General features: G+C 45.1%; 12 protein-coding genes. 5 read left to right on the top strand and 7 right to left on the bottom strand.

Annotation, left to right across the window (positions count from 1 at the left end):
• Positions 1–88: 88 nt before the first annotated feature.
• On the bottom strand, positions 89–2,323 hold the full coding sequence (locus tag PNUC_RS01920) for an NADP-dependent isocitrate dehydrogenase (protein ID WP_011902211.1): 2,235 nt from the start codon (positions 2,321–2,323) through the stop codon (positions 89–91).
• A gap of 268 nt (positions 2,324–2,591) precedes the next feature.
• Between PNUC_RS01920 and PNUC_RS01915 the strand changes: the two genes are divergently transcribed.
• A complete protein-coding gene (locus tag PNUC_RS01915) occupies positions 2,592–2,939 on the top strand; it encodes an FKBP-type peptidyl-prolyl cis-trans isomerase (protein WP_011902210.1) in 348 nt (115 codons plus the stop codon).
• 67 nt (positions 2,940–3,006) lie between these two features.
• Here PNUC_RS01915 and PNUC_RS01910 read toward each other — a convergent pair whose 3' ends face one another.
• The gene (locus PNUC_RS01910; RefSeq protein WP_011902209.1) at positions 3,007–3,972 is read right to left on the bottom strand and encodes a transglycosylase SLT domain-containing protein; all 966 of its coding nucleotides are present in this window, start codon (positions 3,970–3,972) and stop codon (positions 3,007–3,009) included.
• 494 nt (positions 3,973–4,466) lie between these two features.
• On the opposite strand from PNUC_RS01910, the gene PNUC_RS01905 reads away from it, so the two are divergent.
• Positions 4,467–5,513, top strand: a complete 1,047-nt coding sequence (locus tag PNUC_RS01905; RefSeq protein ID WP_011902208.1) for a DNA/RNA non-specific endonuclease — start codon at positions 4,467–4,469, stop codon at positions 5,511–5,513.
• Here PNUC_RS01905 and PNUC_RS01900 read toward each other — a convergent pair.
• Positions 5,505–5,747: a DUF3820 family protein gene (locus PNUC_RS01900; protein WP_011902207.1), complete on the bottom strand. Its 243-nt coding sequence runs from the start codon at positions 5,745–5,747 to the stop codon at positions 5,505–5,507. The genes PNUC_RS01905 and PNUC_RS01900 overlap by 9 nt on opposite strands.
• A 149-nt stretch (positions 5,748–5,896) precedes the next feature.
• Here PNUC_RS01900 and PNUC_RS01895 point away from each other — a divergent pair, with 149 nt between their 5' ends.
• The 3 genes from PNUC_RS01895 to PNUC_RS01885 are packed head-to-tail and all read left to right on the top strand — an operon-like array spanning position 5,897 to position 8,245.
• Positions 5,897–6,811 (top strand): DUF6662 family protein, encoded by a 915-nt coding sequence (locus tag PNUC_RS01895; protein WP_011902206.1) that lies wholly within the window; start codon positions 5,897–5,899, stop codon positions 6,809–6,811.
• 52 nt (positions 6,812–6,863) lie between these two features.
• Positions 6,864–7,682: a sulfite exporter TauE/SafE family protein gene (locus PNUC_RS01890; protein ID WP_048812050.1), complete on the top strand. Its 819-nt coding sequence runs from the start codon at positions 6,864–6,866 to the stop codon at positions 7,680–7,682.
• Positions 7,683–7,741: 59 nt separating this feature from the next.
• Positions 7,742–8,245 (top strand): hypothetical protein, encoded by a 504-nt coding sequence (locus tag PNUC_RS01885; RefSeq protein ID WP_011902204.1) that lies wholly within the window; start codon positions 7,742–7,744, stop codon positions 8,243–8,245.
• A gap of 71 nt (positions 8,246–8,316) precedes the next feature.
• Here the strand turns inward: PNUC_RS01885 and PNUC_RS01880 are convergent, their stop codons facing one another.
• The 4 genes from PNUC_RS01880 to PNUC_RS01865 all read right to left on the bottom strand — a co-directional run bounded on the left by PNUC_RS01880 (position 8,317) and on the right by PNUC_RS01865 (position 13,217).
• The gene (locus tag PNUC_RS01880; RefSeq protein ID WP_011902203.1) at positions 8,317–9,045 is read right to left on the bottom strand and encodes an ABC transporter ATP-binding protein; all 729 of its coding nucleotides are present in this window, start codon (positions 9,043–9,045) and stop codon (positions 8,317–8,319) included.
• A 31-nt stretch (positions 9,046–9,076) separates the two neighbouring features.
• Positions 9,077–11,005 (bottom strand): branched-chain amino acid ABC transporter ATP-binding protein/permease, encoded by a 1,929-nt coding sequence (locus PNUC_RS01875; protein ID WP_048812205.1) that lies wholly within the window; start codon positions 11,003–11,005, stop codon positions 9,077–9,079.
• Positions 11,006–11,007: 2 nt separating this feature from the next.
• Positions 11,008–11,886 (bottom strand): branched-chain amino acid ABC transporter permease, encoded by an 879-nt coding sequence (locus tag PNUC_RS01870; protein ID WP_011902201.1) that lies wholly within the window; start codon positions 11,884–11,886, stop codon positions 11,008–11,010.
• A 146-nt stretch (positions 11,887–12,032) separates the two neighbouring features.
• A complete protein-coding gene (locus PNUC_RS01865) occupies positions 12,033–13,217 on the bottom strand; it encodes an ABC transporter substrate-binding protein (RefSeq protein WP_011902200.1) in 1,185 nt (394 codons plus the stop codon).
• Positions 13,218–13,236 lie beyond the last annotated feature (19 nt).

Here is a 13,236-nt window from a genome sequence, read left to right as displayed (position 1 = left end):
AATTGATAAATAAAAAAGGCAAACCCGAAAGTTTGCCTTTAAATATTAATCCTAATTTTTGAAATGAGGTACTTATCGCTTCTACCTATTAAGCTCTTGCCGCTTTTAAAGCTGCATTAAATGTTTGGCTTGGGCGCATCACTGCTTTGCACTTTTCCGGATCAGCAACAAAGTAACCGCCGATATCTACTGGCTTACCTTGAACTGCCTTAAATTCAGCCGTAATCTTCTCTTCATTTTCTGACAAAGCTTTAGCCAAAGGTGCAAAGTAAGCTTGCAATTCTTTGTCTTCAGTTTGTGCTGCCAATGCCTTAGCCCAGTACATGGCTAAATAGAATTGACTGCCACGGTTATCTAGCTCGCCGGTGCGTGGTGAAGGTGACTTATTGTTATCCAATAAAGTACCTGTCGCCTCATCCAAAGTACGGGCTAAGATTTTTACCTTGTTATTGCCTGTCTTATCGCCAATATCTTCGAGAGATACCGCTAGAGCCAAAAACTCTCCGAGAGAATCCCAGCGTAAATGGTTTTCTTCTACCAACTGCTGAACGTGTTTCGGAGCAGAACCACCAGCACCGGTTTCAAACAAGCCACCACCAGCCATCAAAGGTACGATAGAAAGCATCTTCGCACTGGTGCCTAATTCCATAATTGGGAACAAGTCAGTGAGGTAGTCACGCAAGATGTTACCGGTTACAGAAATAGTGTCTTTGCCACGAATGACGCGCTCTAGGGTGTAACGCATTGCACGAGTCTGAGACATGATCTGAATATCCACACCCGTAAGATCATAGTCTTTGAGGTAGGTATTTACCTTCTTGATCAATTCAGCTTCATGCGGGCGGTACTCATCAAGCCAAAATACAGCTGGGGTATTAGAAAGACGCGCACGATTCACAGCCAACTTGACCCAGTCACGAATCGGAGCATCTTTACACTGACACATACGCCAGATATCGCCCTCTTCCACGTTCTGCTCAAGCAACACAGTGCCATCATCAGCCACGATGCGGGCTACACCAGCCTCTGGAATTTCAAAAGTCTTGTCGTGTGAACCATACTCTTCAGCCTGCTGAGCCATCAAGCCCACGTTAGGTACAGTACCCATCGTCGTTGGATCGAAATTGCCGTGTGTCTTACAGAAATTGATCATTTCTTGATAGATACGGGCAAAAGTACTCTCTGGAATCACGGCCTTGGTGTCATGCAAACGACCATCCGCACCCCACATCTTGCCGCCTACGCGAATCATCGCAGGCATAGAGGCATCTACGATCACATCACTTGGAGAATGCAAGTTGGTGATACCTTTAGCAGAGTCAACCATCGCCAATGCTGGGCGATGCTCATGGCATGCATGCAAATCTTGAATGATTTCTTCGCGCTTAGATTCAGGCAAAGTCTTAATCTTTTCATACAGGCTGCTCATACCGTTATTGGCATTGACGCCCAACTCTTCGAATAGCTTCGCATGCTTCTCAAAAGCATCTTTGTAGAAAATCTTGACAGCATGACCAAATACGATTGGGTGAGATACTTTCATCATGGTTGCCTTCACGTGCAAGGACAACATCATGCCTGTCTTGTATGCGTCTTCAATTTCTTTTTCGTAGAACTCGCACAAGGCTTTCTTACTCATATTCATACTGTCGATAATTTCGCCAGCAAGTAAAGAGACCTTTGGCTTGAGCACAATCGTTTTGCCGCTCTTAGTTACTAAATCCATCTTGACATCACATGCCTTGGTCATTGTCATTGACTTCTCGCTAGAGTAGAAGTCACCACCATGCATATGGGATACGTGCGTACGGGAAGCTTGGCTCCACTCACCCATGGAGTGCGGGTTTTTACGAGCGTAACGCTTAACAGCGGGTGGCGCACGGCGGTCAGAGTTACCTTCACGCAATACCGGATTTACTGAACTACCTAAGCACTTGGAATAGCGCGTACGAATCGATTTTTCCTCATCCGTTTTTGGATCTTCTGGGAAATTGGGAATCTTGTAGCCTTTTGATTGCAATTCTTTGATCGCAGCTAATAACTGAGGAACAGAGGCGCTGATATTTGGCAACTTAATAATGTTGGTATCTGGCATCAAAGTCATTTTGCCAAGCTCTGCCAAATTGTCAGGAACTTTTTGTTCGGTCGTTAAGCACTCAGAAAATTCAGCCAAGATACGTGCAGCAACAGAAATGTCGCTATTCACAATCTCTACACCAGCAGGCGCTGTGAAAGTACGAATGATGGGCAGAAATGCGCAAGTCGCTAAAAGCGGTGCTTCATCTGTCAGCGTGTAAATAATCTTTGATTTCTCTGAAGCCATTAACGTTTCCTCAATATTGATAAATTTACAGAGTCAGGTTTTAACCCTGCCACTCTCACATTCCACATTTTGCAATGTCGCTTTTAGCTGGCCTACCTTAGAGCAGGCCCCATGCCAATGAGGCGAGTCTTCTATTTTAAATCATCGAACCCCTTAAAAATGGTCGTTTTGCACCTGAAAGCTGCTTATAAACCCCAATCTAAGGGAATCCACCAAGTGGGCCAGAGATATACTGAGCGCTCAATTTCAGCGAAATAGGAAAACCGCCATGAGTGAACTCAAAAAAATCGATACCGTTGTAGGCGACGGCACAGAAGCAAAAGCTGGTAACCACGTTGACGTGCATTACACAGGCTGGCTGTTTGATGAAAAAGCAGCAGATCATAAGGGCCAGAAGTTTGATAGTTCTTTGGACCGCGGACAACTCTTTAGCTTCCCTTTAGGTGCCGGCCATGTCATTAAAGGCTGGGATCAAGGCGTTGAGGGAATGAAAATTGGCGGCAAACGTACCCTAATCATTCCTTCAGAACTTGGTTATGGCGCTCGTGGTGCTGGTGGCGTGATTCCCCCAAATGCAACTTTAGTATTTGATGTGGAACTACACGGGGTGAGCTAAGTTTTACCGTAAAAAACAAAAGCCACCCAAGGGTGACTTTTGTTTTGGCTACTGAAGTTACTTAGACTTAAGAGCGTAGATCCTTACCGTTGAGGGTCAAACGATTTACCGAGCGAGTCTGGCACAAGCCAATCAAGCGGTTACGTTCTGCCATGACCTTATCAGCATAGCCCCCATCATCCTCGGCATTAGCAGCGCCTACATAAAACTTGAGGCCATTACGCAAAGAACCGGCTGTAGCAATGAGGTACTTCAAGATATAGGCGCCCACACGAATGTTCACTTCTGGCTTAACCGCTTGAGTGGTGCCACCATATACAGCGTATTTATCTCTGTGCACTGAAGTCATCACTTGCATAAGGCCTTCTGCACCAGCCTGGCTTTTTGTATTGGGGTTAAAGTTTGACTCAATGGAAATCACGGCCAATAGCAACACAGGATCAATATTGACTTCTTTTGCAATCAGAATCGTATTGGAAACATATTCCTCAATCTTGGCGCGGTCTAGGCTGTATTTCTTCTCAAAGAAGTCAGCTACTGCACGTTGATTTTGAATAGAGCCCATCAAATTACTATCCAGGGCCTGAGGGTCAACCTTAGACGTTGGAATGCGGTCAGCTAAATGAGAGATTGATTTGACCTGCACTTGAGCAACAGAGGGCATCAAGAGAGCCACAGTGTGCTGTTTAACACTGGACTTGTTATAGATTACTGCGGCAATATCAGTTTCAGGGGCTGCGGTGGCAGTTGACTCATTGGCGCTCTTATATTGATCGAGCATACCAAAGCCATTACTCCAAACCATATGGCGCGCCTCATCTGGAACCAGAATGCGCGCCAGATCAAAAGGGCCTGCATTGGTACCGTTGCCCGATAACCAAAGACCTACCACCATAAATACAGTCACAACTAGGACGCCATTGATGACTCGGTAAACCGGAGCCATGGCATGAGCCAGCAGATCTTTAGCAGCCAGCATAGCCGGTTGCGTGTTCTGCATGTCGCCCAAATTGTTAGATAAACATTTACTCATTCAGTGTTTGCGAAGCCTTCAAAATCGTTGTGCTGATTTATGTTGCATCGCAATATATTAAAAACATGAGCCATCCTAAAAAGGTTCTTATATCAAGTCAAGAATAAAGAAAGCCATTTCCATTACTTTTAGATCTTGAAATACGGGAGATCCCGAACAAGCCTCTTCAATTGATGAATTAGCCTATATAAATCAATAACTTAAGTATGTTAGGGAGCACTAATTTCATTTTGTAAAAAATTGCCTAAATTTGGACTTTTTTACTATTTGGAATGAAAAATAGCCCACTAAAACCAGATATCTAGTATTTGCAGATCTCCGGATTTCTACCGCTAGTAGCTTTAGAGAAAATGCTGCAAGGCATTATTTATAAGGGGAGAAATCTAAAAAGTGAACTTTTGTAGTCGAGTAAGTCGACTATTGATGTTGGCTCTAGAGCTAGTGCCACTCAAAAAGTAAAAGCAATGATCAAGCAGCCCATACACTAATAAGCCATGACTGCTCTTCGCAAACTTCTAGCACTCCTTACGCCGCTCGCCCTCCTGGCGACTTTACTTAGCCCATTACAAGCGTTTGCTCTTTTTGAGGAATGCAAAGACCTCTTCCCCAATCAACAAGTTCCCACCAGTTCGCAAGTGGGCCGCGATCTTTGTTTCGATAGTTTTGCTATTTACTATTCGCCCCAAGATAAGAAGCCGATCTATACGGTTGAGAAACTCAACCGCGCACAATTACTTGCGCCACACCCGCGTAGAAGCAACCAGTTTTATGAGGAGGCTCGCCTTCCCTTTGCCGAGCGCGCCCAACTATCAGACTATCGCAGTAGCGGCTATGACCGTGGGCACAACGCTCCAGCGGGAGATATGAGCAATGAACGGGCCATGGCTCAATCATTTTCATTGGCAAATATGATGCCTCAAGCCAGACAAAACAATCAGGGCATTTGGGCTAAGAATGTGGAAGAGCCAACTCGTTTATATGCCAAGCGTGCAGCGGGAGATATTTATGTTTTCACTGGCTCAACCGGAAAACAAGGCAGCATTGGGAGAGGGCGCGTCACCATTCCAAGTCATCTCTATAAATTGGTTTATGACCCACAAAAGAATTCTGCATGGGCTTATTGGATTGAAAACAATAATGAAGCAATGATGTCGCCACCAATTTCCTATGCCGAATTAATGGAAAAAACGGGCATCGATTTTCAACTCCCCATCAAGACAGATGCGCAACCATCCAAGCAAAGTGTCTTGACCCCTCTCCCCGCGAAGCTTCAGAAGCCGTTGGTTGGTGGCTGGTACCCCATCTTCTTTGATGAATACTCACCAGAAAAAGTAAATGCCCTTATCGCCCGCATTCAGGAAAGCAAGGTGAGTAGCGTCCAAATTCAATACGACCTCAACAGTGAACTTGCCAAAAGAATTGCTGCTCAGATTGAATCTCAAACTGCATTGTTCGTTAGCCCCATTCAAAGTAGTCCGCCAGACTCAGCTAGCGTGACTTACGAACGCAATCGCGTTACGGCAATCGTTCGCTCAAAGTAGTTTAGATCTGGCTTGTAAGCCATGCGCTCTTTGAATAGGTGCTAAGAGTCCACGTAGTCCATTGTGATCTAAGGTATGCATTAACTCGAGCAACTCCCCAAGCTCACCTTTAGGAAATCCTTCGCGCGCAAACCACGCCAAATAATTTCCAGGCAAGTCTGCCAAGGCCCGGCCAGCATGCTTGCCAAAGGGCATCTTCATTAAGACGAGTTTTTCTAATGCTTGTGAATCCATCCAAGAATCTTACAAGCAAATACTGATAACCCTATAGTGCCCACCATTTATTAAAAAATGGTCTTTCAGTATTTGAGAATCATTCTTATTTGGTTTGTTATATTGAGAACCGTTCTCATTTAACTTTCTCAACCACTCTACTCAATCTTATGAAACTGACTATTCAAAGACTCATTGCTTTTAGCTTTTTTCTTGCCGCCACATTGCATTTCTCATTCGCTCATGCGGGTGAAGGTGTCTTTGGTTGGATTTACACCTTAGACCTTCAACCCAAAGGCACTCTCGAGTTTGAACAGCGACTACAACTCAACCAACAACAAGCTGCTGGAAAGTTCGAATCATGGACAGCGCGCTCTGAACTTGAGTATGGCCTCACTAATGATCTTCAGATAGCCGGTTATATCAATTCTTATTACACGAGTGCCAATCAGAATTACACCAATGCAGAAGCCTGTGAAGACTCGCCTAGCTGCACCGGTGGCTATGGCGTGCCCTCTTCGCATGATCCATCAAGCCCCTATAAGCAAAGCGGTGTTGAAGGGGTTTCTTTGGAGGCAATCTATCGCATCACCAACCCGGTTACATCGCCTGTCGGTGTAGGTCTTTATCTAGAGCCTAGCTGGGGCAAGAACAAAGATGAGATTGAGGCCAGACTGTTGCTGCAATCGAACTTTATTGATGATCGCTTGGTTCTTGCAAGCAACATAGTAGTGGCGAACGAACGCCTCAAGTTTATTGAAAATGGCAATGTGCCGGAATCGATGCTGGATATCCTAGTGGGCGGTAGCTATCGTTTTGCGCCTAAATGGTCTGCTGGTGTAGAGGCTCGTTTTCATAACGATTATTCTGAACTCAATTTGCGCAACCAAGTTCAACGCGCCACCTTTGTGGGCCCCAATTTGCACTATGCAGCTAAAGATTGGTGGGTAACCGGTGCGTGGCGCTATCAGCTGGCTGGTGGCAACTGCATGGGTGGTGGCGAAGCAGAATGTTCAGATGCCCGCGTATGGGATAGTCATACCGTTAATGAGTACATTCTCAAGGTAGGCTTTCCTTTGAATTAAGGAGCCATCACAGTGTTCAATCCATTGCATTCCCCCTATAAAATGGAATGCAATGGATTACTCAACGATCATCAGCCCATCACTAGGAGTGCTTGTAGGACTTCTGATGGGTTTAACCGGCGCTGGAGGCGGAATACTATCCGTCCCCCTGCTGGTTTTTGCACTTCATCTCACTGTTGCTGAGGCTGCACCAATTTCGCTTTTAGCTATTGCACTTGCTGCTGGGGTGGGCGCACTACTCGGGTTTAAAAATAAAATTCTTCGTTATAAAGCTGCCGGGTTCATGGCCATCTTTGGCCTATTACTATCACCCCTTGGTCTGTGGTTGGCGCAACGCATACCTAATGCCCCTCTATTGATTCTTTTTAGCGGCATTCTGTTTTACGTTTCCATCCGTCTTTATCTACAGGCGCACAGAAAAATATTAGGCGTACCTGAGAAAGAAAGTAAACCAGCACCCTGTCTTCTAAACACCTCCATCGGAAAGCTCGATTGGAATCTTCCCTGTGCAAAAGCCTTGATGCTTTCTGGGGCGACTGCTGGATTTTTATCGGGACTATTGGGCGTGGGCGGTGGATTTGTATTGGTGCCAGCCCTAAGGCGATACACCGATCTCTCAGCACAATCTATTGTGGCCACTTCCTTAGGCGTGCTTGCCATTGTGTCTGGCGGAGGTGCCGTATTTTCAGCGGTATCCGGCTCCCTCCACATCTTCGTAGCCGCGCCATTTGCTCTGGGGGCTTTAGGTGGGTTGCTTATTGGCAGAGTGATCGGCGGAAAAATCAGCGGACCTAGGCTTCAGCAAGTTTTTGCCATCATGGCGTTTTGCGTAGCAATCAGCCTGATCATTAAAGGCGGGAACGCCTTGTGAAAAGACCTACTCTATCAATCATCTATATTCTTTTATTTAGTCTTTTAGGAGTCATATTGATGTCTACGAATAAACCAAACGGCTTTTTATCGACATCAGTTAGCACCGTTTCAGGCACAGTAAGTAATCTAAATAATGAGCTACTTGAATATGTCAATTCTGAAAAGCCGACCCACGATCATTCCTCGGTGTATTACAAACGTTTTTTTGTTTCTACATTCAATTTGGGCAACAAAGCGATATCAGCTTCATTCTCAAAGCCGATGACCATTGCAGATGGTGATCAGATTATTGTGTCAGGCTATATGAAAAATGATGCCCTTCAAGTATTGGCCTATAACAACCAAACTCAGCAAGTCAGTCATCATGAAAACTGGATCATTCTTATTCTGGGCGCCATCTTCTTTGCTGCGGTCGCCATCGGCTTACTCAATAGTCAATTAGCGCTGGATGGAGCAATCATTCCCAAGATCTTCTTGTTTGGATTTACGCTAGTAGCTATCTATATGGTCTATCGCGCCCTGCTTGTTCGGGAGGCCATTAAATTACTCTCTAATGGATGACATTGCCCCTAAGATCCAAAAGAAAAAGCCCTTAAAGATAAGGGCTTTTTTCATGAGTCAGTCAGATCTACTTAGTGACTGCTAGCACCACCTAAGTAAGCTGCTTTTACAGCGGGATCATCCTTCAGTTTGCTTGCAGGGCCATGCGTAGCAATCTTACCGTTCTCAAGAACATAACCGTAGTCAGCTACGTTTAAGGCTGCGGCAGCAAACTGCTCAACCAACAACATGGTGACGCCTTGAGACTTGAGATTAGAAATGATCTTAAAGACCTCTTCCACCAGGATCGGTGCAAGACCCATTGAAGGCTCATCCAAGAGAATGATTTCTGGATTCAACATCACAGCACGAGCCATCGCCAACATCTGCTGTTCACCACCTGACAAAGTACCAGCTAACTGATACTGACGCTCTTTCAAGCGCGGGAACATTTCAAGTGCTTTTTCCAAATCATGCTTGATATCGCCTTTTGGGCGGCTACCAGTAAAACGCGGGAAAGCACCTAATAACAAGTTGTCAGTAACAGACATGGTTGTGAAAACACGACGACCTTCAGGACTGTGTGCCAAACCTAAGCGAGCAATCTTATGTGAGTCATAACCGTTAATTTTTTCACCGCTGAGAGTCACTTCACCCCCAGTAGGCTTAATCATGCCGGTAATGGCACGCATAGTAGTGGTTTTACCAGCACCGTTTGAGCCAATCAAGGTAATGACTTGGCCCTTGGGTACATCGATGCTGATGCCATGCAGGACTTTAACTTTGCCGTAGCCTGCTTCAAGATTCTTAATAGATAACATGGTATTTACCGATTCAATATAGTTCTAGTGATTAAGTACCCAAGTAGGCATGAATCACCTTCTCGTTAGTCTGAACTTCAGCTGGCTTACCTTCTGCAATCTTCTGACCGAAGTCCAATACAGAGACTGTGTCACACACTGACATCACCACATCCATATGATGTTCAATCAAGATAAAGGTAATGCCGTTATCGCGAATCTTACGAATAATGCGTAAGAGTTCTTTGATGTCCGGTGCCGTCAAACCTGCTGCTGGCTCATCCAAGAGGAGTAATTCTGGATCCAACGCCAAGGCGCGAGCAATCTCGAGTAAGCGTTGTTTACCATATGGCAAGTTACGTGCTTCTTCGTTTGCTAAATCATCCAAGCCAACAAACTTCAAGAGAGCCATTGCACGAGCATGCGCCTCAGCCTCTTCTTTTTTGTAGCGCGGTAAATGGAGAGCAATTTCTACGATATTGGACTTAAAAGTGTGATGTAAGCCAACCAAAATATTTTGGATGGCTGTCATTTCACCAAAGAGCTGAACGTTTTGGAAGGTGCGTGCAATACCTGACAAAGCAATGTCTGAAGAGGTCTTGCCAACGACGCTCTGACCAGCATACAAAACATTACCAGCCGTCGGAACGTAGATACCCGTCAACACGTTCATCATCGTGCTCTTACCAGAGCCGTTAGGACCAATCAAGCCGTGAATGGTGCCGCGCTTGATGCTCAGATCAACATTGTTCAGCGCTTTTAAGCCGCCGAACTGCATCAATACTGAATCTACCTTCAAGAGCTCAGCACCAGAATTTTGATTGCCGACTGCGCTAATAAAGCTAATGGAGTCATCCACTAGTTCAGCATCGCCGCCACGAACGGTTTTAGTCTTGCCAACGATCGAGTGATAGAAGCTCTTTGCAAAGCCAACGATACCGTTTTGCAAGTAATACACCACCAACAGGATCATGAAGCCGAAAATACTCAAGCGCCAGTCAGAAATACTATCGAGCCAGAATGAGAATACGGCTAAACCGATCACGCCAGCCAATGGAATAGCCACGCGCTTTGGAGTAGTGACTTTCTTAGAGAGGGCCAAAATGGCGCCAGCAGTAACTACGATAGCAATGATAGAAGCAACAATACGGAAAGCATTGATATCGTCTAGCAACTTCGGCAACAACACAATAATCGCTGCACCAATCACCGCACCTAAGCGTGACTTACGTCCGCCCATAATGATGCCCAACAAGAACAGAACTGCTAACTCATTGTTATAGGTATTTGGGGAGATGTATTGCTCTGAGTAGGCATACAAGCAACCTGCCAAACCAGCAAAGCCAGCACTGATCACAAAAGCGATCACTTTGAAGCGATACACAGAAACACCCATACAGTCGCAAGCTACTGGGCTATCACGCAAAGCTTCAAATGCACGACCCATTTGGGATTTAACGAAACGGTCAATGACGATTAAGGCAAGGATAGTCACAATGGAGACCAACCAGAAATACTCAGCCTTAGTCATCGGCACGCCCATAAGCTCTGGACGAGTTAACTTAATACCCAATGGGCCTTCAGTTAACCAAGTCATTTCGTTGATCAAGATCTGGGCAATCGTTCCAAAAGCCAAGGTCACCATCGCTAAGTATGGACCGACTACTTTCAGGGCCGGTAAAGCCAATAGACCACCAAAGCAAGCAGTAACGATCACAGAAGCTGGGATCGTAGCCCAGATAGGCAGACCTAAATGGAAGAACATAATACCTGCGGTGTATGAGCCAATACCAAACAAGGCAGCATGGCCTAGAGATACTTGACCGACATAACCCACCACAATATCCAAACCAAACAACAAGATCGTATAGATCAGAATGGTTTCAGCAAGGTGAATGTAATACGGGTTGTGAATAAATAGCGGCAAACAAAATAGACCGACTATTGCAATTAATAGAGGGATATGCGACTTCAATTTCATCATTAAACTTTCTTAATTGCAGATTTGCCGAAGAGACCAGACGGCTTGTATGCCAATACGAGCAATAACAAGATCAAACCTGGAACGTCTTTGTAACCAGTGGAGAAATAGAAACCAGTTGCCGTTTCAATAATTCCCAAAATTAATCCGCCCACAATAATGCCCAGGCCGCTAGACAAACCGCCAATAATTGCCACTGCAAAAGCTTTCAAACCTAAAGCGCCACCCATCGTTGCACCAGTTAAGGTCAATGGAGCAATCAATACGCCAGCAAAGGCTGCAGTCAATGATGACAAGGCGTATGAGAAGGTAATTACCAAGCTGGTATTGATACCCATCAAGCCTGCAGCATCGCGATCGTTAGAAGTAGCAACAACCGCTTTGCCGTAAATGGTCTTGCGATTAAAGAACTCTACTAACAACATCATGACCAATGCGCCAACTACTACCAAAATTTCCATCGGCAATATATTCGCGCCCAAGAAACTCATTGGTTCCATCGGCAACGGCGATGGGAATGGCAAAGCGTCACGACCCCAAATATTTTCAGCAACGTTTTTGAAAATAATACCGAGTGCAATGGTGGACATAATCCAACCAAACTCAGATTTAATTTTGATTGCAGGACGAACACCAATCAACTCTACAAAGCTACCTTGAATCATTCCGAAAATACAAACAATGGGAATCATTGCCCAATAGTTCATTCCGAAGGTATCAACGCAAGTCAAGCCCACGAGGGCTCCCAACATCAACGCCTCACCCTGACCGAAGTTCAATGTGCCAGAGGTGGCAAATGTGAGCTGAAAACCGAATGCGATAACCGCATAGATCATCCCTACCGCAATACCGCTCGATAGGATTTGTGCAAGCATGTCCATTTTTATTGGCCTAAAAGATACTTAAAACTGTTTTATTAACGAATTCGACATTGTAAGCAAAGCGCCGCTTTTTGGGCGGCGCTTTGCTTTTACAAATGCTGCAGTGCGGAATAAATAATCAATCCCGCCTGTCGATAACCTTTGAATTACTTCTTCTTAGGAGTTGCGTCTTCCGCATTCAAGAACTGAACACGTCCACCCTCAACTACACCCATCACCACGTCTTTTGCTTTAATCGCTTCGTGATCAGTTGCAGAGAATGGCTTGTTGTAAGTCATTACAACGCCATCAACTGGAGCATTCAGACCTTGAAGCGCAGCCAAAATCTTTGGTCCTTCTGTGCTGTTTGCTTGCTTAATTGCAGCTGCCAAGAGGTATACAGAGTCGTAACCTTGCGCAGCAGAAACAGGAGAAGCAATCACGCCATTCTTAGGCTTGAACTCTTTAAGGTAAGCATCAACGAACGCTTTACGTTTTGGAGTAGTTGCTGGGCTTTGAATAAAAGTCTCGGGCATTGTTGCACCGTCACCATTCTTACCAGCAGTATCAATAAAGCTAGCCATTGACAATGTCCAGCTACCAATCATAGGTTTCTTCCAGCCCAACTTTGCCATACCGTTAGCAATTTGCGCCAACTCTGGTCCGATTGCGTATGTCAAAACAACATCAGCGCCAGCATTTTTTGCTTTAAGCAACTGTGAGGTCATATCCACATCACCCAAGTTGAACTTTTCTTCAGCAACTGGAGTAACGCCATATGTCTTCAGGGCTTTTTCCAAATCTTCACGACCCAACTGACCGTAGTTAGTAGAGTCAGCCAAGATGGCCACTTTCTTTAAGCCACGCTTTTCAACGGCTTCTTTTGCAATCATCGGTGCTTGAATATTGTCAGCAGCAGCGTTACGGAAAATATAGTTTTCAGCAGCATTTGGGAACTGATGAGTAATTAAAGAACCTGTAGCCACGTTATTAAACACAGGAATCTTGGCGTCTTGATAAAAACGCTGTGATGCCAATGAAACGCCGGTATTAATAAAACCTAATGTTGCTACTACTTTTTCATTATTAATTAACTCTTGTGCGATTTGAACGCCACGCTCATTTTTAGCTTCATCGTCACGTTCTACCAAAACAATCTTGTTGCCATTCACACCGCCAGCAGCATTAATTTCTTTAGCAGCCAAACGGACGCCATCACGCATGCTCACGCCCATAGAGGATGATCCACCTGTATACGGGCCAGTAACGCCCACCTTAATATCTGCGGCATATGCACCAGTTGCAAACAAGGTAGCTGCAGCTACCGCAAAAATGTGACGACGAATGTTCATAAAGTCTCCATGACTAAAA

The organism is Polynucleobacter asymbioticus QLW-P1DMWA-1, from assembly GCF_000016345.1.
In the GTDB taxonomy this organism is placed as follows: domain Bacteria; phylum Pseudomonadota; class Gammaproteobacteria; order Burkholderiales; family Burkholderiaceae; genus Polynucleobacter; species Polynucleobacter asymbioticus.
This window is presented reverse-complemented; position numbering and strand designations above follow the sequence as displayed.